Below are 21,498 nucleotides of genomic sequence, written 5' to 3' on the forward strand. Positions count from 1 at the left end.
CCGCACCGGCTCCCGCTGCTCCGGCCGCTCCCGAGGCCCCCGCGGCCCGGGCAGACGTCCAGTCCGCGCGTGACGGTGGTCAGCAGGGTCCCGGCGTGCCGGCGTCCCCGCGGCCCGGCAACGCGCCCCGTCCCGGTGCCTCGGCACCTCGTCCCGGCGCCCCGCGCCCGGGCAACAACCCGTTCGCCCCCAGCCAGGGCATGCGCACCGGTCGCGACGGCGGCCCGGCCGCTCGTGAAGGCGCGCCCCGTGAAGGCGCGCCCCGTGAAGGCGGCGCCCGTGAGGGTGGCGGCCGCGAGGGTGGCGCCCGTCCGGGCAACAACCCGTTCGCGCCCAGCCAGGGCATGCCCCGTCCCCAGAGCCGTCCCGGCGCAGCCGGTCCGCGCCCGGGTGGCACGGCCGGCCCCGGTGGACCGCGTCCGGCCGGTGCCCGTCCCAGCCCCGGCATGATGCCCGACCGCAGTGCGGTCGGTCGTCCCGGTGACCGTCCCGCCCGTGGTGGCGCGCGTGGCCCCGGTGGCCCCGGCGGTGCCGGTGCCGGTCGTGGCCCGGGTGGTCCCGGTGGCCCCGGCGGTGGCGGCGGCTTCGCCGGTCGCCCCGGTGGCGGTGGCTTCCGCGGTGGCGCCGGTCGCGGTTCGACCGCAGGTGCCTTCGGCCGCGGTGGTGGCCGTCCCGTGCGCGGACGCAAGTCCAAGCGTGCGAAGCGCCAGGAGTTCGAGCAGATGCAGGCTCCGTCGCTGGGTGGCGTCACCGTCCCCCGCGGCAACGGCACGACCCTCATCCGGGTCCGCCGCGGCTCGTCGCTGAGCGACTTCGCCGACAAGATCAACGCCAACCCCGGTGCCCTCGTGACGGTGCTCTTCCACCTCGGCGAGATGGCCACGGCCACGCAGTCGCTGGATGAGGACACCTTCAAGCTGCTCGGCGCCGAGCTCGGCTACGACATCCAGGTCGTCTCCCCCGAGGAGGAGGAGAAGGAGCTGTTCGACGCCTTCAACATCGACCTGGAGACGGGCATCGAGGGCGAGGACGACGAGGACCTGGAGGCGCGTCCGCCGGTCGTGACCGTCATGGGTCACGTCGACCACGGTAAGACGCGACTGCTCGACGCGATCCGCAACGAGGACGTCGCCGGTGGCGAGTCCGGTGGCATCACCCAGCACATCGGTGCCTACCAGGTGCACAAGCTGCACGAGGGCGTCGACCGTCCGATCACCTTCATCGACACCCCGGGTCACGAGGCGTTCACCGCCATGCGTGCCCGTGGTGCCAAGGTGACCGACATCGCGATCCTCGTGGTCGCGGCCGACGACGGCGTCATGCCGCAGACCATCGAGGCGCTCAACCACGCCCAGGCTGCGGACGTGCCGATCGTGGTGGCGGTCAACAAGATCGACGTCGAGGGTGCGAACCCGGCCAAGGTGCGCCAGCAGCTGACCGAGTACAACCTGGTCGCCGAGGAGTACGGCGGCGAGACGATGTTCGTCGACGTGTCGGCCAAGGCCGGCCAGAACATCGACGCTCTGCTCGAGGCCGTCCTGCTCACCGCCGACGCTGCGCTCGACCTGCGCGCCAACGCCGACCGCGACGCCCGCGGTGTCGCGATCGAGGCCAACCTCGACCGTGGCCGTGGCGCCACGGCCACGGTGCTGGTCCAGGCCGGCACGCTCCACGTCGGTGACGCCATCGTCACGGGTTCGGCCTACGGCCGCGTCCGCGCGATGCTCGACGAGCACGGCAACAACCTCACCGAGGCGGGTCCGTCCCGGCCGGTGCAGGTGCTGGGGCTGTCCTCGGTGCCGCGCGCCGGTGACACCTTCGTGGTGGCACCGGACGACCGCACGGCCCGCCAGATCGCCGAGCGCCGCGAGTCTGCGGATCGTCAGGCCTCGCTGGCCAAGGCCCGCAAGCGCATCTCGCTCGAGGACCTCACCGAGGCCCTCGCAGCAGGCAAGGTCGAGACCCTCAACCTCATCCTCAAGGGTGACGTGTCCGGTTCCGTCGAAGCCCTCGAGGACGCGCTGCTGCAGATCGACGTCGGTGACGAGGTCGACCTGCGGATCATCGACCGTGGCGTCGGTGCGATCACGATGAACAACATCAACCTGGCCATGGCGTCCAGCGCGGTGATCATCGGGTTCAACGTCCGGGCCGAGGGTCAGAACGCCGATTACGCCGAGCGCGAGGGCGTCGAGATCCGCTACTACTCGGTGATCTACCAGGCCATCGAGGAGATCGAGGCAGCCCTCAAGGGCATGCTCAAGCCGGAGTTCGAGGAGGTGGAGCTCGGCACCGCCGAGATCCGCGAGATCTTCCGCTCCAGCAAGTTCGGCAACATCGCCGGATCGATCGTCCGCAGCGGCGAGATCAAGCGCGGCACCCGTGCGCGGATCACCCGCAACGGCGTGGTCGTGTCGGAGAACATCGAGATCGCCGGTCTGCGCCGGTTCAAGGACGACGTCACCGAGGTCCGCGAGGGCTTCGAGTGCGGCATCAACCTGGGATCGTTCAACGACCTCCAGATCGGTGACCTCATCGCGACGTCCGAGATGCGCGAGAAGCCGCGCGACTGATGCGTATGCGGTGCGGCCGGGGCAGAGCCTCGGCCGCACCGCGCACTCGTCCCCACCGGCTTCGCCGGTGTACCACCACCCTCTGCAGCAGCAAGGAGTCCTCGCATGGCTGACGCCGGACGTGCCCGCAAGATCGCCGACCGCATCAAGACCCTGATCGCCGCGAACCTCGAGTCGATCGTCAAGGACCCTGACCTGGGCTTCGTCACCATCACCGACGTGCGCGTGACCGGTGACCTGCAGCACGCCTCGGTCTTCTACACCGTGTTCGGTGACGAGACCCAGCGCGCCAAGACCGCGGCCCTCCTGGAGAAGAACAAGGGTCGGCTGCGCTCGTTCGTCGGCGGGCAGATCCAGATCCGGCTGACGCCGAGCCTGGACTTCTTCGCCGACGCCATCCCCGAGACCGCCGCCCACCTCGAGGACCTGCTCCGCGAGGCCAAGGAGCGCGACGAGGCCGTCGCGGCCGCGGCTGCGGGAGCCACCTACGCCGGCGAGGCGGACCCCTACCGCAAGCCCGAACCCGAGGACGACGACCTCGACGGGGTTGCGGAGGTCGACGCCTCGACCGACGCCGGCACCGACGGCTCGCAGGACTCCGGCGCGGATGCCCGCTCCTGACGGCCTGCTCGTCGTGGACAAGCCGTCCGGCTGGACCAGCCACGACGTGGTCGGTCGGGCCCGGCGTCTCTGCGCGACCCGCAAGGTCGGCCACGCCGGCACGCTCGACCCGATGGCCACCGGGGTCCTCGTCCTGGGCATCGGCCGCGCCACCCGCCTGTTGACCTTCCTGGTGGGGTCCGACAAGGACTACACCGCCACCATCCGGCTCGGGCAGACGACCATCACCGACGACGCCGAGGGTGAAGTCACCGCGGCGGTGGCCGCCGACGGCATCAGCACGGGCCGTCTCGAGGCAGCCGTGCGCGAGCTCACCGGCGACCTCCAACAGGTCCCGAGCTCGGTGTCGGCGATCAAGGTCAAGGGGGAGCGGTCCTACCACCGCGTCCGGGCCGGCGAGGAGGTCGACCTCCCGCCCCGACCGGTCACGGTCAGCCGGTTCGAGGTCCTGACGACCCGCGAGGGCGACGTGGACGGCATACCCGTGCTCGACGTCGACGTCGAGGTGACGGTGAGCTCCGGCACCTACGTGCGGGCGCTGGCGCGCGACCTCGGCACCGCGCTCGGAGTGGGCGGCCACCTCACCGCCCTGCGGCGCACGCGGGTCGGCGCGTTCACCCTCGACCGGGCCCACGGCCTCGAGGCGCTGGGCGAGGTGGGTGACCCGGACCAGATCCCGGTCACGCCCCTGGCCGACGCCGCCCGGGCGCAGTTCGCCGTCCGCGAGCTCACCACCGAGGAGACCACCGCCGTGGGCTACGGCCAGCGGGTGGAGTCGGCCCAGCAGGGCCGCACCGAGCCGGTCGCCGCCTTCGCCCCGGACGGCCGGCTGGTCGCGATGCTCGACGAGACGGGTCACCTCGCCAAGGCCTACGTCGTGTTCGCCCCGGCCGGTTCGTAGAGTGTCCTCCGTGCACCGCTGGACCGACCCCGCCGCGACCCCTGCTGGTCTGCGCCCCTGTGTGGCCACCTTCGGCAACTTCGACGGCGTCCACCTCGGCCACCGGGCCGTGCTGGCGCGGCTCGTCACCGAGGCGACCGAGCGCGGCGTGCCGAGCGTCGCCGTCACCTTCGACCCCCACCCGGCCACGATCTTCCACCCCGACACCCTCGAGCTGATCTCGCCCGGGCGGCTGCGTGACGAGGTGCTCGCCACGACCGGCATCGACGGGCTGCTCGTGCTCGACTTCACCGAGGAGTTCGCCCAGCAGACCGCCGAGGAGTTCATCGTCCACACCTTCGTCGAGACCCTCGGCGTGCGGGCGATCGTGGTCGGCGAGGACGCCCGCGGGTTCGGCCGCGGCTACACCGGTGACGTCGGCACCCTCGCCGCCCTCGGTGAGGCCCACGGTTTCGACGTCATCGTGCTGGAGGACCTGGGCAACGGCGAGCGGTGGTCGTCCTCCGCCGTCCGCCGCCACCTCGCCGCCGGCGAGATCGCGGAGGCCTCGGCCATCCTCGGGCGGCCGCACCGCATGACCGGCACCGTCGTGCACGGTGCCCACCGCGGGCGCGAGCTCGGCTACCCGACCGCCAACCTCTCGCCCGACTCGCTGGGGCTGGTGCCCGCCGACGGTGTGTATGCCGGGTGGCTCACCCGCGTCGCCAAGGCCGAGGACGACCCCGAGCGCACCCTGCCCGCAGCCATCTCGGTCGGCACCAACCCGACCTTCGACGGCACCCTGCGGACCGTCGAGGCCTACGTCCTGGACCGCACCGACCTCGACCTCTACGACGAGGAGGTCACCGTCGAGTTCGTCCACCGGATCCGGCCGACGCTGCGCTTCGACTCGATCGAGCAGCTGCTCGAGGCGATGGCCGGGGACATCACCACGTGCCGACAGGTCCTGGCCTCGATCGTCCCGTCCTGACCCGGTCCCGCCACGGCGGGCTGTGGGCCAGGGCGAGCGGTGGCGCTGCGCGGTGGTCGCGCAGCGACTGGGGACTGGTCGTGGCCGCGCTGGGCCTGTCGCTGATCGGTGCCCTCCTCGTCTACTCGGCGACCCGCCACCAGAGCGGCACCGCCTACCTCGCCAGGCACCTGTTCAACACGGCGGTGGGGGTGGCGCTCGCCGCGGCCGTGACCCGCACCGGCTACCAGTGGCTGCGTGCCGCCGCGCCGCTGCTCTACCTCGTCTCCGTGGCGGGCCTGGTGCTCGTGCTCACGCCCGTCGGCTCGACCGTCAACGGCTCGCACTCGTGGATCCTGCTGCCGGGCGGTTTCTCCGTGCAGCCCTCGGAGCTCGCCAAAGCCGCGCTGTGCCTCGGGCTGGCGATCATCCTGGGCGAGCGGATCGACCGGCAGGCGCAGCCGGACGCGCGTGACCTGCTGCTGGCCGTCCTGGTGGCCGCCGTGCCGATCGGGCTGGTCATGCTCCAGCCCGACCTGGGCTCCGCCCTGGTGCTGGGCGCGCTCGCGTTCGGCGTGGTGGCCGTGGCCGGCACGCCCAAGCGCTGGCTGGCCGCAGCCGTGGCGCTCCTGGCCGCGGGGGTGGTCGTCGCCCTCACCACACCGCTGCTGAGCGACTACCAGCGCGACCGCCTCACGGCGTTCGCCGACCCCCAGGCCGACCCGCAGGGGATCGGCTACCAGACCCGCCAGGTGCGCATCGCGATCGGGTCGGGCGGGTGGCAGGGACAGGGGCTCTTCGAGGGTCGGCAGACCCAGGGCGGCTTCATCCCCTTCCAGCAGACCGACTTCGTCTTCTCGGTGGCGGGTGAGGAGCTCGGGTTCCTCGGCGCCGCCGGCCTCCTGCTCCTGCTCGGCTTCGTGGTGCTCCGCGCGGTGCTCGTGGCCGCCCGGGCCCAGGACGCCTTCGGACGGCTGATGGCGTCGGGGGTGGCCGTCTGGTTCCTGTTCCAGGTCTTCGAGAACGTCGGCATGAACCTCGGGATCATGCCGGTCACGGGTCTGCCCCTGCCGTTCCTGTCCTACGGGGGGTCCGCCATGTTCGCGTGCTGGCTGGCCATCGGGCTGGTCAACAACGTCCACCTGGCCGCGCGGCGTCGCTGACCGTTCGGGGCCGATACGAGGACGTCCAACCTTTTGGCCACAATCGTGCTCGTTCACCCCCACTGCCTGCCGGTGCGTGGCACTATCCCCCGCAACCCCTGCACCGAGCCGAGGACGGTCGATGTCGACTCACACCCCCCTTTTCACCGCCCAGAACGAGCGCGTCAACGACGCGGTCCTGGAGCAGCGCCCTGAGACGGTCGCGCACCTGTTTCGGGACCGCGTGGCCAAGTCGCCGAACGCCGAGGCGTTCCGCTTCGCCGAGGACGACTCGTGGTCGTCGGTGACGTGGACCCAGGTCCGCGAGCGCGCCTACCGCCTGGCCGCCGGACTGGTCGCGCTCGGGGTGCACCCGGAGGACCGCGTGGCCATCGCCTCCTCGACCAGGTACGAGTGGGCGCTGACCGACCTGGCGGTGATGTGTGCGGGAGGCGCGACCACGACGATCTACCCGACGACGATCGCGCCCGACGTCGCCTACATCCTCGCGAACTCCGGCAGCGTCGTCGTCTTCGCCGAGGACGACGACCAGATCGCCAAGCTCTGGGAGCGGCGGATCGACCTGCCCGAGATCACCCGGGTCGTGACCTTCGACGGCACCTCCGACGGCGACTGGGTGATCAGCCTCGACGAGCTCGAGCAGATGGGCGTCGAGCTGCTCGCCACCAACTCCTCCACGGTCGACGACCGGATCGACGCGCTCACCAAGGACCAGCTCGCGACGATCATCTACACGTCGGGCACCACCGGTCGCCCCAAGGGCGTCCGGCTCACCCACGACGCGTGGACCTACGAGGCGGCCGCGGTCGACTCGATCGGGATCCTCAACTCCAACGACCTCCAGTACCTCTGGCTGCCGCTGGCGCACGTCTTCGGCAAGGTGCTGCTGACCCTGCCGCTGCAGGTCGGCTTCCCGACCGCCATCGACGGGCGGGTCGACAAGATCGTCGACAACCTGGCCGTCGTGCAGCCGACCTTCATGGGCGCCGCCCCGCGCATCTTCGAGAAGGCCTACGGCCGGATCACGATGATGATGAAGGCGGAGGGTGGCCTCAAGGAGAAGCTCTTCCTCTGGTCGGTGTCCGTCGGCCGCGAGGTCGCCGGCATGCGGGCCCGGGGCGAGCAGCCCACCGGCATGCTCGCCAAGAAGCTCGCCCTCGCCGACAAGCTGGTGCTGCACAAGGTCCGCCAGCGGTTCGGTGGCCGGATCCGCTTCTTCATCTCCGGGTCGGCGGCCCTCAACAAGGACATCGCCAACTGGTTCGACTCGATCGGCCTGACGATCCTCGAGGGCTACGGCTTGACCGAGACCAGTGCGGCCTCGTTCGTGAACCGCCCCAACGGCAACGCGATCGGCACCGTGGGCTGGGCCCTGCCCGGCACCGAGGTGAGGATCGCCGAGGACGGCGAGGTGCTCCTGCGTGGCCCCGGGGTCATGGAGGGCTACCACGACAAGCCGCAGGACACCGCCGAGACCAAGGACGTCGATGGCTGGCTGCACACCGGCGACATCGGCACGCTCGACGACAACGGCTACCTCAGGATCACCGACCGCAAGAAGGACTTCTTCAAGACGTCGGGCGGCAAGTACGTCGCCCCGTCGCTCATCGAGTCGACCTTCAAGGGACTGTGCCCCTATGTCAGCCAGTTCATGGTCTACGGCGCCGACCACAACTTCGTGACGGCGCTGGTCACCCTCGACCCCGACGCGATCAAGGAGTGGGCCGGCGTGCACGGTGTCACCGGCGACTACAAGGCCATCGTCACGTCGAAGGAGGCCCGCGACATGGTGCAGGTCTACGTCGACAACCTCAACGTGAACCTCAACCGGTGGGAGCAGATCAAGAAGTTCACGATCCTCGACCACGACCTCACCATCGAGGACGGCGACCTGACCCCGAGCCTCAAGCTGCGGCGCAAGGCGGTCAGCGAGAAGTACCAGGAGACGCTCGACGCCCACTACACCGGCTAGGCGTCAGACCACCCGACCCGGGGCGGCACGCCGCACCGGCGGGTCGGCGACGAGGGGCACGAAGCGGTACCACCCGTGCTCCTCGACCGCCGGCCCGCTGTCGGCTGTCCGTCCGCCACTGCCCGCCGACGACGGGTCGCCCGGCGGTCCGTCCGGTGCGCGGACGCGGAGCATCCGGCCCGCCACCGGGAGGACGAGCACGCCGGCGGGGGAGAGCTGGGCCACCAGCTCGGTGGGCAGGGCGGAGGCCTGCGCCGACACGAGGATGCGCTGGTACGGACCACCCGTGGGCCACCCCAGGGTGCCCGGGACGGCGCGCTCGACGTGCGCCCACGGCATACCGACGGCGTCGAGGTTCGCCGCACCGAAGGCGACGAGGTCGGGCACTCGCTCGACCCCGGTGACGCTGCCGTCCGGGCCGGTCAGGTGCGCGAGGAGCGCGGTCGTCCAGGCCGAGCCCGAGCCGACGTCGAGGACGCGCTCACCTGGCTGGACATCGAGCAGCTCGAGCATCTGGCGCACGGTGGTCGGCTGGCTGTTCGTCTGGCCGTGACCGATCGACAGCGGCGCGTCGCGGTCGGCGTGGGCGCGCTGGGCGGGCGGCAGGAAGTGGGCGCGGGGCACCGCCTCCATGGCCGCGGCGACGCGTTCGGCCGGGCTCGGCACGGCTCCAGTATGCGACGGCGCGGGTCGGTCAGCGCACCGACCCGGTGGAGCCGACCGGGGTGGCGGCGTGGCCCGCGTGGTGGCTCGCGCTGGGGTGGCTGGACGGAGCCGGGTCGGGGCCGCCACCGATCCAGTGGGCAGACACCGCCAGGGTCAGCAGCAGGCCGAAGACGGCGATGATCCGGACCGAGGACGCGCGCATGACGGCGAGGCTAGGACGCGACTCTGGGAACCGCCTGAGTTCCCCCCCTTTCGCCCGTCGCCATCTCATGCAAAAGGCGAGTTGGCGCCGGCGCTAACTCGCCTATTGCATGGGGTAGCGACACGCCTGGCTCCCAGCCAACCCCCAGCCGGGTCGCAGCCGCCTCCCATCCACGACGCGCACGCTGGGTCGGAGCTCCGGGGTCGGGGCAGGTCGGAGGTCGCGTGACATGCCCCTGCTGGGATGGCCCCTGCTGGTCACGCTGGGTGTCGCGACGGTGGCCTGCACGGTCCTCACCCTGCTCGTGTGGTCGCGCGTGCGTGGGCCGGAGCCGGCCCGGGCCGGGCAGCGCGTCGGACTCGTGGTGGCCGGGCAGCTCGCGGCCGTGCTGTTCGTCGCCGCGGCCCTCAACGACTACGGCTACTTCTACGGCTCCTGGTCCGAGCTCCTCGGCAGGTCGGTCTCCGGCAGCGCGGTCGTCCACGCCGCGACCACCCGCGTCGCACGGCACCAGAGCAGACCGCCCCGCGCCGCCAGCTTCGACCCCTCCCTCGCCGGCATCGGCTCGTGGTCGACGCCGACCCAGTGGGCGACCCGCGGGCGGGTCGAGGCGCTGACCGTCGTGGGCGCTCACAGCGGGCTGTCCGAGGCTGCCGCCGTCTACCTCCCACCGCAGTACTTCCAGAAGGCTTACTCGGGCAAGCGGTTCCCCGGAGTCGAGGTGATGAGCGGCTACCCGGGCGCCACGCGGGCCATGGTCGCGCGGATGCAGTACCCCGACGTCCTCCTCTCGCAGCTCCAGGCGCACCGGGCGAAGCCGATGGTCCTGGTGATGCTGCGACCGACCGCCGCGCCACCGCGCGACACCGAGTGCACCGATGTCCCGGCCGGACCCCAGGTCCTGACCTTCCTGGGGGAGGACGTCCCGCGGACGATCTCCCAGGACCTGCGGGTGTCACCCGTGGGGTGGGGAGCGATGGGCGACTCCACCGGTGGCTACTGCGCCGCCAAGCTCCTCCTCACGCACTCCTCGGTCTTCACCACCGGCGCGGCCCTCTCCGGGTACTACCACACGCTCGAGGACGGCACGACCGGCGATCTCTGGGGTGGCTCCGCCGTGCTGCGCGACCTGAACGACCCGGAGTGGCTGCTGCGGCACCAGCCGGCACCGCCGGTCTCGCTCTTCGCGACGATCGGGACGGGAGAGGTCAGCGGCACCGGTCTCCGTGACACCCGCAGGTTCGTGGCCCTGGTCCACGCCCCCATGTCCGTGACGACCGTCGTGATCCCTGGCGGCGGCCACAACTTCACGGCGTGGTCGGCCATGATGCCGCGCGCCCTGGACTTCCTGTCCGCCCACCTCGGGTCCTGACCGCCCCGTCGTCAGGTCCGGGGTCAGATCCGGTGTCAGGTCCGGTGTCAGGGCCGGTGTCAGGGCCGGCGTGAAGGCCGGGGTCAAGGCAAATGTCAGATCGGGGTCAGCGCGGGGTGGCCGCCAGGAGGGTGCGGGCGATCAGGTCGTGACCCGCGGCGTCGGGGTGGTCGCCGTCGGAGGACAGCAGCGGCGTGGGGTTGCGGTTCCCGTCGGCACTGAGGAACGGCGCGTAGAGGTCGACGCAGGTGTTACCGAAGGTCCGTGTCGTCGCGCAGATCGCCCGGTCGGCAGCCACGGTCACGCCGTCGCTCCAGTCGGCGAAGCCCGCACCTCGCTGCCGATCGGCGACGTCACCGTCCTCGAACACGTTCCAGTAGGTCGTCACCTCGACCCTCTGGCCGGCCGACCCGAGCGCCTTGATCCTGGCCAGGTCGCCGGCGAGCCCTCGGGCCATCGACGCCACGGCGGGGGCCACACAGGCGGTGCCGCAGCCGGCCCCCTCCCACCGGTCCTCGAGCGGCACGAGGTCGTTGGCGCCAATCGTGACCACCACCGTGTCGGCGCTCGCCACCGACCTGGCCGGTCCGGGCTGCGCCAGCTGGGTGGCGAGCGAGCCGGTCGTCAGGCCGGGGGTGCCCAGGTTGGTCGCCGTCGCGGCCCGACCGTCGCGGGCCGAGAGCAGGTCGGCGAACCGCTCCATGAAGGGTGCGCAGTCGCAGTTCGACCCGGCGGTCACCGAGTCGCCGACCCCCACGACGGAGAGGGGGCTAGGGATGGACGACGTCGCCTTCTGCGTGGGCGCTGCGGAGCTGGGGGGGCGTGCGGGGTTGCTGGGGCGCGCGGGGCTGCTGGGGCGTGCCGAGTGGATCGACCGCGGTGCCGCACCGCTGGGCGCTCGCCACCCCACCACGCCGACCACCGCCGCGAGGGCGACGACCACCGCCGCGACGGCGACTCCGCCGGCCACGACCGTGGGCGGCACCCGGTGACGAGACACCCGCGCGATGCTAGGAACCGATGCTGGGAGAAGCGTGGGAGCCCGCACCCCGACCGTGGGACAGCTCGTTTTCGGTGCTCAGCGGTGCCGCCGTTACCCTTGTCCCATCATGGACTCCACCCCCGGCACCTCCGTCTTCCCGCTGCTCGAGCCGTTGCTCGAGCAGGTCAGCAAGCCGATCCAGTACGTCGGGGGCGAGCTGAACTCCACGGTCAAGGACTGGAACTGCGGTGGCCACGGCCCGCAGGGTCAGGAGCTCACCACCCGCTGGGCGCTGATGTACCCCGACGCCTACGAGGTCGGCGTGCCCAACCAGGGCGTGATGATCCTCTACGAAGTGCTCAACGAGCGCCCCGATGCGCTGGCCGAGCGGACCTATGCGGTCTGGCCCGACCTCGAGGCGCTGATGCGCGAGTCCGGCGTGCCGCAGTTCACCGTCGACGCCCACCGCTCGATCCGTGACTTCGACGTGCTCGGCCTGTCGTTCTCGACCGAGCTGGGCTACACCAACATGCTCACCGCCCTCGACCTCGCTGGCATCCCGCTGCACGCGGTCGACCGCACCGACGACGACCCGATCGTCGTCGCCGGGGGCCACGCCGCGTTCAACCCCGAGCCGGTCGCCGACTTCGTCGATGCCGCGATCGTGGGCGACGGTGAGGAAGCCGTGCTGGCCGTGACCGACCACATCGGCGCCTGGAAAACCGAGGGTATGCCGGGTGGCCGGCACGAGCTGCTCCTGCGCCTGGCGCGCACGGGCGGGGTCTACGTGCCGTCGCTCTACGACGTGTCCTACCTACCGGACGGGCGGATCCAGCGGGTCGCGCCGAAGCCCGACGCCCACGGCGTGCCGTGGCGGGTGTCGAAGCACACCGTCATGGACCTCGACGCGTGGCCGTACCCCAAGCAGCCGCTGGTGCCGCTGGCCGAGTCGGTGCACGAGCGGATGTCGGTCGAGATCTTCCGCGGCTGCACCCGCGGCTGCCGGTTCTGCCAGGCGGGCATGATCACCCGTCCGGTGCGCGAGCGCTCCATCACCGGGATCGGCGAGATGGTCGAGCGGGGCCTGGCCGCGACCGGGTTCGAGGAGGTCGGCCTGCTGTCGCTGTCGTCCGCCGACCACTCCGAGATCGCCGAGATCGCCAAGGGACTGGCCGACCGCTACGACGGCACCCAGACCGGGCTGTCGCTGCCGTCCACCCGCGTCGACGCGTTCAACATCGACCTCGCCAACGAGCTGACCCGCAACGGCCGGCGCTCCGGCCTGACCTTCGCCCCCGAGGGCGGCAGCGAGCGGATCCGCAAGGTCATCAACAAGATGGTGACCGAGGAAGACCTCATCAAGACCGTCTCCGCGGCGTACGGAGCGGGCTGGCGCCAGGTCAAGCTCTACTTCATGTGCGGCCTCCCGACCGAGACCGACGAGGACGTGCTCCAGATCGCCGAGCTCGCCAAGAAGGTCATCGAGACCGGCCGCCAGGTCTCGGGTCGCCGCGACATCCGGTGCACCGTCTCGATCGGTGGGTTCGTCCCGAAGCCGCACACGCCCTTCCAGTGGTGCGCGCAGCTCGGCGACGAGGAGACCGACGCCCGGCTTGCCAAGCTGCGCGACGCGATCAGGTCCGACCGTCGCTACGGCAGCTCGATCGGGTTTCGCTACCACGACGGCAAGCCCGGCATCGTCGAAGGACTGCTGTCGCGCGGTGACCGTCGCGTCGGCCGGGTGATCGAGCAGGTCTGGCGTGACGGCGGGCGGTTCGACGGCTGGAGCGAGCACTTCTCGTTCGAGCGGTGGATGACCGCTGCCGAGACCGCGCTGGCCGACCTGCCCGTCGACGTCGCCTGGTACACCACGCGCGAGCGCGGCGAGACCGAGGTGCTGCCCTGGGACCACATCGACTCCGGTCTCGACAAGGAGTGGCTGTGGGCCGACTGGCAGGACGCCCTCGACGAGACCGAGGTCGACGACTGCCGCTGGACGCCCTGCTTCGACTGTGGTGTCTGCCCCCAGATGGGCACCGACATCGAGGTCGGGCCCACTGGCAAGACCCTGCTGCCGCTGACCGTTCTGGGCTCAGGGCGTGCGGCGATGGCCGAGGCGCACGCCCACTGAGCCGACCTCGCGGGTGACACCTCCGCCGCGCCTGGGGTCCGTCGATGGACGGATCGCAGGGGTCGTCGAGGGCGAGCCCAGCTGCGCGAGTCGGGTGGGCTCACCCTCGGCGCGGGTCAGGGAACGACGACGACGTCCCCGACCATGCCCATGTCGTCGTGGATGGCGCAGATGTAGTGGAACCTGCCCACCGTGGTGAAGGTGACGTCGAACGGCGCGCCAGGAGCGAGCACCCCACTGTTGAGGTCCCCGCCGGCGAAGTGGGTCGGGTCACCGGAGGGTGCCAGGATCGCCAGCCCCGGAGGCTCCTGCCCGAAGGTCACCGTGTGCGGTGCGCCCGGCCCGGCCACGGAGAACGACACCGTGTCTCCCACGTGCACCACGAGCCGGTCGCGGACGAACCGCGAGACCCCGAAGCCTTCTCCGTCGATGCCGACCAGCACGCGCGAGCCGGTCGTGGCATGGGTTTGGGTGGCCTCGCGCCAGGCGTCCCGTCCGCGGTTGATCGCGGCGTTGGCCTGCTGTGTGCCGACCCGGTCGTAGTCCTGCTGGGTGTAGGGGTAGGCGGTCCCAGCCGCACGGACGTGCACGGTGCCCGTCATCATCAGGCCGTGCAGGAGGCAGTAGTACGTGAAGTCGCCGGTGGTCGTGAAGGTCAGGTCATAGGCGGTGGCTGGGTCCGTGAAGACGAAGATCGGCTGCGTGGCCATGATGCCGGAGTTGGCGTAGGCGGTGCCGTCGTAGGCCGACGATCCCTGGGCCGCGGTTTGGGAGGGGTCGAACGGGTTGAACTCGGGGAGCGCCGTCCCGGGCGCGAGCAAGGTCACGGTGTGCGGCTCCGCACTGTTCGACGTCCAGTGCACGGTGTCGCCGGCGTCGACCCAGATGTCCTTGGGCAGGAAGGCCATCGCGGTGACGGCCATGTCGGGGGTCTCGGCGCCGACGCGCACGTGCCACGTGGCGGGGCTGGGGGCCGCCGCCGAGGCATTCGAGCCCACGGCAAAGGGGATGGTGAGGACGGTGACGGAGATGACGGCCAGAACGAGCCGTCGCAGCATTGACTTCCCAGACATGGGTGCTCCTCAGGGCGCGGTTCACGGCCGCGGTCACGACCGCGTCGGATTGCCCGTGCCCCTTCAGCGCGTGCACTCCGTCTCAAGGGTGCTCGCCCTGCCCGGGCATGACGTCATGCCTTTGGGTGATTTCCCGGAACCGGACGCAGTGGTGGGCCCGGCCGCSGGGCGGCCGGGCCCACCAGTGCGTTCAGTACGTCACGGGCTCGAGATCGTCCCGCCGTTGGCGACGGTCAGGCTCGACGTCTCGTGGCAGCTGGCGGGGATGTCCCGCTGCCCCTGGTTGGTGCTGTCGTAGCTGACCCGCCACGAGAACGACCCGGAGGCCGTCTGCGCCGGGGCGTTGCCCGACAGGACGGTCTGCGGCGAGGCGCCGGCGACGGCCTTCGTCGTCGAGAAGGCGCTCGTGCCGTTGCACGTGCCGTTGGTGAAGAACTCGAACGACACCGTCCCGGCCATGGCGCCGCCACCGGTGGCGGACACGGTCACCGAGTCACTCGGCACCCAGGTCTGCGCACTGGTCAGCGACGAGGGCACGGTCGTCACGACGACGTCCTCGTTGGTGTCGTCACACGCGGTGTTGTGCGTCGTGGCGTTGTTGTTGGGCAGGTTGCCGCTGTACGAGGCCGCCCAGTGGTAGGTCCCGGGCGCCGTCGGGACGAACTGAGGTGTCGGGGTCGAGTACGACCCGTTGCCGGAGACGGTCACGGCAGCCGAGGTGTAGGCCACCGTGGTGCAGTTGGCCGGCCCGAAGAGGGTGAACGTCACCGTTCCGCCGGCAGCCGCGCCGCCGGTGCCGGTCAGGTTGATGACCGGGTTGGCCGGCTGGGTGGCCAGGCCGCTCAGCGTGGCGCTGTCACTGACCGAGCCACCGAGGATCACGCTCGCACTGGCCGTGGTCGCCAGGGTGGGTGTCACCGGGTTGACGGTGAAGCACTCACCCGCCGAGGAGTCGGACGACCCGGGGATGCCGTTGGCCGTGTCACCGCTGAAGACGGCGCGCCAGCAGTACCGGCCTGCCGAGGTCACGTAGGCGATCGGCGACACGACGGTCACGGGATAGGCCGCACCCGTCAGGTTCGTCGAGCCGACCGAGGTCCCGCCGGAGGTGCACAGTCCTGGCGAGTCGACCTTGCACAGGGAGAACGCGACAGAGCCCGCTGGGGTGGAGGTACCACCGGTGAGGCTGACCAGCGCGGAGTCCTTGACGGACACGACACCGGAGCCGATCGACAGGCCACCGGCCGGAATGGCGGTGCCATCGCCCTGCTTCGGGGTGGTGACGGTGGTGGAGCTGCAGTTGGTGATCGGCGGCGCGTTCTTGAGGATGGTGTCCTTGTAGTCGGCCGTGTCGGAGTTGCCGGTCACCGTGCTCGGGATGGTGTTGGCGAACACCTTGCAGGCGGTGCTGCCGCCGAAGATGGTCGCGGTCAGGTCGACCGCAGCCTCGCCGCGGAACCCGTCGGCGCTGTACTCCGCCTGGGACACGGCGGCGTTGAGCTGGCTCGGGGCGCTCAGGACGAGGTTGGGCGAGGTGCCCGACCAGGTGCGCAGGAACAGGTCCTTGCTGCCGCCCTGCTGGTCCCACAGGATCATGAAGTCGCCGGCCTTGCGGTTCGCCCACGGGTTGCAGGCGGCGATGAGCTGCGCATCGGTGGCGGTGTCGTAGGCGCAGCCCGCGGGAGCGGCGTTCTGCATGAACTCGTAGGCGATGAAGCCGCTGCCACTGTTGGCATCGCGCTCCCACGCGAAGTACAGCCAGTCGTGCTGCGTGCCGGTGTCACGCTCGGTGTCCAGCCACGCACGACGCAGGTCGACCTGTCCGTTGGGGTTGGTCGTGTCGAGCATCGGCAGTGCTGCGCCGTGGATGACCCCGATCTTCGTGACGTTGGAGTTCTTGGGTCCGAGCTCCTTGACGTTGCCGAACGGGTCGGGGAGCTCGGTGGTGTTGGGATCGGGGATGGTGCCGTCGATGGTGAACGGCCCGTCGGCGGCATACGCCACCTGCGGGAGGGCCACTGCTCCCGCGACGACCAGGCCGGTGATGGCGAGGACCGCCTTCAGGCGCGTCCTGCGTGTGCTCCTGCGTCCGTCCCGTGCGACGGTCATGCGTAGCGCCATGACTCCTCCATTCCTGATGAACCCCAGCCGGATGGGGCTGGGGCAGGACATCGCGTCGGCGGTGTGGACCGCGGCTCCGTCGTCGGGGGAGCCCCCCAGAAGGCGAGAAGGGGGTCCGAGGGCGGTGGGGTCGTCGGGCACGGTCGTCGGGTGCCGGGTCCCACGCTAGGTGCCTCGGGGTGTGTGCGTGACCGCCATATGACGCAGGAGGAAGTGCCCAAAGTGGTTGTTTCAGTAAGAGATTGCGTTGCCCGTGGACCTCTGTGCCGCAAGATCGCCCTGGCCGACTCTCAGGGAACTCCCATCAAACCGGTGACATTTGTCATCGGGTCGGGCCGAGACCCCGGTGTCGAATGAAACGGCTCCACCCGTGGGCGGCCGAGACCCGGCCGGCCCGGCCACCCCGTCCCGGAGGTTTCATGTCCCGTCTGTCGAGATCCACCTGCGCCGCCCTCGGTGCAGCAGCCCTGGTCACCGCAGCATCGGCCGGCTCCGCGCTGGCCGCCCCTGCCGGGCCCCACGCCCTGCCCGGCAGCGTCCCGTCGTGGGCCGTCGCGAAGAACCGTGCCGCGTCCACCGACGCCACCCAGCAGGTCACGTTCCGCGTGTACCTCAACTACCGGGGTGGTGACGCCGCCGCGGCATACGCCAGCTCGGTCTCGACCCCCGGCAGCGCCAGCTACCAGAAGTTCCTGACCCCGGCGCAGTTCCGCGCCAGGTTCTCGCCCGCCCAGGCCGATGTCGACACCGTCTCGTCCTGGCTCAAGACCCAGGGCTTCACCGTCGGAGCACTCCCGGCCAACCACAAGTACGTCGAGGCCACGGGGACGCTCGCCCAGGCAGCCAAGGCGTTCGACACGTCCTTCGCGGAGTACCGGACCGAGGGCAAGACGGTGCGGGGCAACACCACCGCGCTCAAGGTGCCCGCGTCCCTCACCGCAGTGGAGGGCGTGGTCGGGCTCGACGAGTCGCAGACCCTGGCCCGCCAGGACAAGGTGACCCCCGGCCCGGCGCTGTTCCGCAACGCCCAGCCGACCAGCGACTACTGGGGCCAGAAGACGGTGCAGAACACCCCCACCCCCGATGGCACCCCGCTGCCGTCCTCGCCGAGCGCCTTCGCGCCCAAGGGGTATGCCGGGGCGCAGCTCCAGGGCCTCTACGGCATGACCGGGGCGATCGGCTCGGGCAACGACGGACGCGGCGTCACCGTCGGCGTCATCGACGCCTACGCCTCGCCCACGATCCTGCAGGACGCGAACACCTACTCCGCGGCACACGGCCTTCCGTCGCTCAACGGACACTTCACCCAGGTCGTGGCACCGGGCACCTACAACCGCCCGGAGAACCCGAAGCAGGACCCGCAGGGCTGGGCCGGTGAGGAGACCCTCGACGTCGAGGCCGTCCACACGATGGCCCCGGGGGCGGACATCACGTACATCGGTGCCCCGAACAACTACCGCGACCTCGACGCGATCATGAACAAGGTGGTCGACCAGCACCTGGCCGACATCGTCAGCAACTCCTACGGCTACGGCGGTGAGGCCCTCCCGGCCGGCACCATCAAGCCGTCGCTGGACACCCAGCTCCAGGCCGCCGCCGAGGGCATCACGCTGTTCTTCTCCTCGGGTGACAGCGCCGACGAGACCGGCGCTGTCGCGGGCGCGACCCCGACGCCGGACTGGCCGGCCTCGAGCCCCTATGTCACGGCAGTCGGTGGCACCAGCGCTGGTGTCTCCCAGTCGAACGGCCGCGTCTTCGAGCTCGGGTGGGAGACCGCCAAGGGCACGCTGAACAAGGCCACGACCACCTGGAACACCCCCGCCTTCCTCTACGGAAGCGGCGGTGGCACCTCGCGACTGTTCGCGCAGCCGTCCTACCAGGCGGGTGTCGTGCCCGGCGCCATCTCGCAGACCTACGGTGGCGGCGCGATGCGTGCGGTGCCCGACGTCGCGGCGCTCGGTGACCCCAACACGGGCATGCTCGTCGGGGAGACCCAGACCTTCCCGGACGGCTCGCAGCACTACTCCGAGTACCGGATCGGCGGCACCTCGCTCGCCTCTCCGCTCTACGCGGGCATGTTCGCGCTGGCCGAGCAGAAGGCCGGACACGAGTTCGGGCTGGCCAACCCGGTGCTCTACGGCGCTCGCAGCTCGAGCATCGACATCACCAAGACCGACCTCGCCGCCTACCCCGGTGACGTCCGGTCCGACTACGTGAACGGCGTGGACGCCTCGGCGGGCTACGTCTACAGCGAGCGGACCTTCGACAGCGATGCCGCCCTGACCATCCACGTCCGCCCCGGGTACGACGATGTCACCGGCGTCGGTGTCCCCAACGGGCAGGCGTGGCTTGACGCGGTCGCTTCCTCCTGACCGCCGTGCACCGGCGGGTGGGTCCCTTCACCCGCCCGTCGGTGCTCCACTCCCAGGGAACTCACATGGAACCGGTGACATTTGTCATCGGAGGATGACCCCGCCGCGTTGTCCAATGTGAGTGGCCGCGGTCGCCTCCTCCAGACCGCCGCGCACCAGTGGTCGGGTCCCCTTCACCCGCCTGCTGGTGCCACCCCCCAGCCGCTCGTGCGGAGAGGGCTGGGGTATGCCGCCCGCTCGCCCAGGCTTCGCGCCAGGGCTGAGCGGGCGGCCTACGTTTCCACCCGAACGGGTGGTCGGAGCTAGCCCATCCGGCTCGCGAACCAGGGCTGGTGCAGGTCGAGGTAGCGCATGTCGCTGACCTGGGCCATCTCGGACTCGAACTCGCGACGACTCTCCTCGGGCATCTCCTTCTGCTCGCCCATCCGTGCCTCGGCCTCGCTCCGGAACGCGATCGTCTCGGTGAAGAAGCCGTCCTCGTCGATGGCGATGGTGCCGCCGATGATCTCGGGCCGCTGCTCCTGGAGCATGTCCATCGGCTGGTCCATGAAGCGCCGGAACCGCTCGGGGTCGCTGAGCCGGCCCTGCATGACCTGCACGAAGCCCGCGTCGTCGGACCCACCGTCGAGGAACATCTGCGCGTTGTCGCAGTCGTGGAACATGACGTCGCCGTCGAAGCACTCCTGCATCTTGGTGAACCACTCACCCTGCTCGGGCCTGGTGGAGTTCCTGGCGGCGGCCTCGCGGCTCTCGAACCGCACCACACCCACGAACTCACTGTCGTCGGTGATGCCGTAGGTCCCACCCAGCCAGCCCTCGGCCGTCGGTCCCAGCTGCTCGCGCCACTCGTCGGTCAGCCGGTGCATTCGGTCCGCGTCCCGGCACTTTCCCTGGATGATCTGGATGAACACCGCATACCCTCCGCTTCTCTCGCAGGGGCCGCTTCCCAGCGAAGTGGTCCGACTCCCGAAGTTACGCCGGGCGCCGGGCACCGTCACCGGACAAACCGGGCCCTGCGCTGAGCGGTCAGTCGAAGAGGGCGCCGACGACCTCGCGGAAGACCCGCGTGTGCAGGTCGACGTCGTCCCGCGAGGTCTCCGGGCACATCAACGCCATGTTGTGGAACGGCGTCATGAGGATGCCCCGGTTGGCCATCGCGAGGTGCAGGTAGGCGTCGAGGGCGTCGTCGGCCGCCGCCGCGGACTCCTCGCCGGAGCGCGGCGCCGGACAGGCGAAGCGGTACTCCGCCCGGGCGCCGAGCCGGCTGATCGACCACGGGACGTCGAGCTCGTCGAGGGTCTGCTGGACGCCTGTGGTGAAGGCGGTCGCGAGCTCGGTCATGTGCGCGAAGGCGTCGGGCGTCAGCACCTCGCCGAGGGTGGCCCGCATGGCAGCGGTCGAGAGGGCGTTGCCGGCGAGGGTCCCGCCGACGCCGCCCACGTCGACGATGTCGGCGTCGCCCGCGTCGGTGTGTCGGGTGACCGCCTGCGCGACCTCTCGCGACAACCCGTAGGCGCCGCACGGGATCCCACCACCGATGGACTTGCCGATGACCAGGACGTCCGGCTCCAGGGCCCATTCGGTCGTCGCGCCGCCCCAGCCCGCCGAGAAGGTGTGGGTCTCGTCGACCATGAGCAGCGAGCCGTACTCCGTGGCCAGCGCACGCACGCCCTCGAGGAACCCTGGCTCGGGCAGGACGATCCCGATGTTGGTCAGGGCCGGCTCGGTGAGCACCGCCGCCACGTCGCCGTGGGCCAGGGCGGCCTCGACCGAGGCGAGGTCGTTCCACGTCGCGACGCGGGTGGTGAGGTCGAGGTCGACCGGGGGCGCGACGTTGCCGGGACGGCTCTGGGCCTTGCCGTCCGGACCGGCCAGCGCGAACGCCTCGTCCACGGACCCGTGGTAGCAGTAGGCGAAGACGAGGACCTTGGGCCGGCCGGTCGCGAGCCTGGCCAGCCGGATGGCCCACCGGTTCGCGTCGGTGGCCGACAGCGTGAAGCTCCACAACGGCATACCGAACCGTCGCTCGAGCTCGGCGCCCACCCACTGGGCGTCAGCGGTCGGGAGCATGGTCGTGATCCCACCGAGCTCGCCGGCACGCTGCTGCACGGCGGCCACGGTCGCGGCGGGGGAGTGCCCCGCCATCGCGCCGGTGTCGCCGAGCGCGAAGTCGACGTAGGTGTGGCCGTCGACGTCGGTCACGCGGTTGCCCGAGGCCCGGTCGAGGTAGAGGGGGAAGCCGCCGGACCACATGTTCATCCACGTCATCGGCACCCGCCCGAACAGGTTGCCCGCCTCCTCGAAGAGGGCGCGGCTGCGTGGGTGCCGTGCGGTGTATGCCGCCTGCTCGCCGTCGAGGAGCGTGGCCAGCCGGGCGCGGTCGAGGTCTGCCATGGGGGA

The 21,498-nt window shown here is 71.0% G+C and carries 16 protein-coding genes; 9 read left to right on the forward strand and 7 right to left on the reverse strand.

All coding sequences use genetic code 11. The features are described from left to right. The 6 genes from infB to AC1DWJ_RS17735 form a co-directional block, all read left to right on the forward strand. A partial coding sequence (gene infB / locus AC1DWJ_RS17710) for a translation initiation factor IF-2 (protein ID WP_477621521.1) occupies nucleotides 1-2,573 on the forward strand: 2,573 nt, incomplete at its 5' end. Nucleotides 2,574-2,678: 105 nt separating this feature from the next. Further along, nucleotides 2,679-3,194, forward strand: coding sequence for a 30S ribosome-binding factor RbfA (rbfA, locus tag AC1DWJ_RS17715; RefSeq protein ID WP_457253238.1), 516 nt, complete (start codon nucleotides 2,679-2,681; stop codon nucleotides 3,192-3,194). Beyond that, entirely contained in the window at nucleotides 3,181-4,095 is a 915-nt protein-coding gene (gene truB / locus AC1DWJ_RS17720; protein ID WP_457253237.1) for a tRNA pseudouridine(55) synthase TruB, read from the forward strand. Before rbfA ends, truB begins: the two co-directional genes overlap by 14 nt. Nucleotides 4,096-4,105: 10 nt before the next feature. After that, a complete protein-coding gene (locus AC1DWJ_RS17725) occupies nucleotides 4,106-5,065 on the forward strand; it encodes a bifunctional riboflavin kinase/FAD synthetase (protein WP_457253236.1) in 960 nt (319 codons plus the stop codon). Next, nucleotides 5,029-6,207: a rod shape-determining protein RodA gene (rodA, locus tag AC1DWJ_RS17730; protein ID WP_457253235.1), complete on the forward strand. Its 1,179-nt coding sequence runs from the start codon at nucleotides 5,029-5,031 to the stop codon at nucleotides 6,205-6,207. The genes AC1DWJ_RS17725 and rodA overlap by 37 nt, the downstream gene beginning before the upstream one ends. A gap of 121 nt (nucleotides 6,208-6,328) precedes the next feature. Then, on the forward strand, nucleotides 6,329-8,179 hold the full coding sequence (locus AC1DWJ_RS17735) for an AMP-dependent synthetase/ligase (protein ID WP_477621522.1): 1,851 nt from the start codon (nucleotides 6,329-6,331) through the stop codon (nucleotides 8,177-8,179). A 3-nt stretch (nucleotides 8,180-8,182) separates the two neighbouring features. Here the strand turns inward: AC1DWJ_RS17735 and AC1DWJ_RS17740 are convergent, their stop codons facing one another. Both AC1DWJ_RS17740 and AC1DWJ_RS17745 read right to left on the reverse strand, forming a co-directional pair. Then, entirely contained in the window at nucleotides 8,183-8,845 is a 663-nt protein-coding gene (locus tag AC1DWJ_RS17740; protein WP_477621523.1) for a protein-L-isoaspartate O-methyltransferase family protein, read from the reverse strand. 28 nt (nucleotides 8,846-8,873) lie between these two features. Next, on the reverse strand, nucleotides 8,874-9,047 hold the full coding sequence (locus AC1DWJ_RS17745; RefSeq protein ID WP_457253231.1) for a hypothetical protein: 174 nt from the start codon (nucleotides 9,045-9,047) through the stop codon (nucleotides 8,874-8,876). Between the two features lie 229 nt (nucleotides 9,048-9,276). Here AC1DWJ_RS17745 and AC1DWJ_RS17750 point away from each other — a divergent pair, with 229 nt between their 5' ends. After that, nucleotides 9,277-10,419 carry an alpha/beta hydrolase gene (locus AC1DWJ_RS17750; RefSeq protein ID WP_477621524.1) on the forward strand — a complete coding sequence of 381 codons (1,143 nt, stop codon included), beginning with the start codon at nucleotides 9,277-9,279 and terminating at the stop codon, nucleotides 10,417-10,419. A gap of 106 nt (nucleotides 10,420-10,525) precedes the next feature. On the opposite strand, the gene AC1DWJ_RS17755 is transcribed toward AC1DWJ_RS17750, so the two are convergent. Then, nucleotides 10,526-11,419: an SGNH/GDSL hydrolase family protein gene (locus AC1DWJ_RS17755; protein ID WP_477621525.1), complete on the reverse strand. Its 894-nt coding sequence runs from the start codon at nucleotides 11,417-11,419 to the stop codon at nucleotides 10,526-10,528. A gap of 109 nt (nucleotides 11,420-11,528) precedes the next feature. Here AC1DWJ_RS17755 and AC1DWJ_RS17760 point away from each other — a divergent pair, with 109 nt between their 5' ends. Further along, complete coding sequence (locus tag AC1DWJ_RS17760) at nucleotides 11,529-13,532, forward strand: TIGR03960 family B12-binding radical SAM protein (RefSeq protein WP_477621526.1); 2,004 nt, start codon at nucleotides 11,529-11,531, stop codon at nucleotides 13,530-13,532. Between the two features lie 116 nt (nucleotides 13,533-13,648). Here the strand turns inward: AC1DWJ_RS17760 and AC1DWJ_RS17765 are convergent, their stop codons facing one another. Then, nucleotides 13,649-14,605 (reverse strand): cupredoxin domain-containing protein, encoded by a 957-nt coding sequence (locus AC1DWJ_RS17765; protein WP_457253227.1) that lies wholly within the window; start codon nucleotides 14,603-14,605, stop codon nucleotides 13,649-13,651. A gap of 198 nt (nucleotides 14,606-14,803) precedes the next feature. Beyond that, nucleotides 14,804-16,714, reverse strand: a complete 1,911-nt coding sequence (locus tag AC1DWJ_RS17770) for a hemagglutinin (RefSeq protein WP_477621527.1) — start codon at nucleotides 16,712-16,714, stop codon at nucleotides 14,804-14,806. Nucleotides 16,715-17,145: 431 nt separating this feature from the next. Here AC1DWJ_RS17770 and AC1DWJ_RS17775 point away from each other — a divergent pair, with 431 nt between their 5' ends. Then, nucleotides 17,146-19,098 carry a S53 family peptidase gene (locus tag AC1DWJ_RS17775; protein WP_477621528.1) on the forward strand — a complete coding sequence of 651 codons (1,953 nt, stop codon included), beginning with the start codon at nucleotides 17,146-17,148 and terminating at the stop codon, nucleotides 19,096-19,098. Between the two features lie 302 nt (nucleotides 19,099-19,400). Here the strand turns inward: AC1DWJ_RS17775 and AC1DWJ_RS17780 are convergent, their stop codons facing one another. Then, the gene (locus AC1DWJ_RS17780; RefSeq protein ID WP_477621529.1) at nucleotides 19,401-20,009 is read right to left on the reverse strand and encodes a hypothetical protein; all 609 of its coding nucleotides are present in this window, start codon (nucleotides 20,007-20,009) and stop codon (nucleotides 19,401-19,403) included. A gap of 115 nt (nucleotides 20,010-20,124) precedes the next feature. Further along, on the reverse strand, nucleotides 20,125-21,492 hold the full coding sequence (locus tag AC1DWJ_RS17785; RefSeq protein WP_477621530.1) for a transaminase: 1,368 nt from the start codon (nucleotides 21,490-21,492) through the stop codon (nucleotides 20,125-20,127). Nucleotides 21,493-21,498: the final 6 nt, after the last annotated feature.

Source organism: Pedococcus sp. P2_D7, assembly GCF_056404295.1.

What these genes read in the sequence shown, in the direction of transcription:
- rbfA (WP_457253238.1), top strand. Translation starts at nt 2,679, where the DNA reads ATGGCTGACGCCGGACGTGCCCGCAAGATCGCCGACCGCATCAAGACC.
- truB (WP_457253237.1), top strand. Translation starts at nt 3,181, where the DNA reads ATGCCCGCTCCTGACGGCCTGCTCGTCGTGGACAAGCCGTCCGGCTGG.
- AC1DWJ_RS17735 (WP_477621522.1), top strand. Translation starts at nt 6,329, where the DNA reads ATGTCGACTCACACCCCCCTTTTCACCGCCCAGAACGAGCGCGTCAAC.
- AC1DWJ_RS17745 (WP_457253231.1), bottom strand. Translation starts at nt 9,047, where the DNA reads ATGCGCGCGTCCTCGGTCCGGATCATCGCCGTCTTCGGCCTGCTGCTG.
- AC1DWJ_RS17750 (WP_477621524.1), top strand. Translation starts at nt 9,277, where the DNA reads ATGCCCCTGCTGGGATGGCCCCTGCTGGTCACGCTGGGTGTCGCGACG.
- AC1DWJ_RS17760 (WP_477621526.1), top strand. Translation starts at nt 11,529, where the DNA reads ATGGACTCCACCCCCGGCACCTCCGTCTTCCCGCTGCTCGAGCCGTTG.
- AC1DWJ_RS17765 (WP_457253227.1), bottom strand. Translation starts at nt 14,605, where the DNA reads ATGTCTGGGAAGTCAATGCTGCGACGGCTCGTTCTGGCCGTCATCTCC.
- AC1DWJ_RS17770 (WP_477621527.1), bottom strand. Translation starts at nt 16,714, where the DNA reads ATGACCGTCGCACGGGACGGACGCAGGAGCACACGCAGGACGCGCCTG.
- AC1DWJ_RS17775 (WP_477621528.1), top strand. Translation starts at nt 17,146, where the DNA reads ATGTCCCGTCTGTCGAGATCCACCTGCGCCGCCCTCGGTGCAGCAGCC.
- AC1DWJ_RS17785 (WP_477621530.1), bottom strand. Translation starts at nt 21,492, where the DNA reads ATGGCAGACCTCGACCGCGCCCGGCTGGCCACGCTCCTCGACGGCGAG.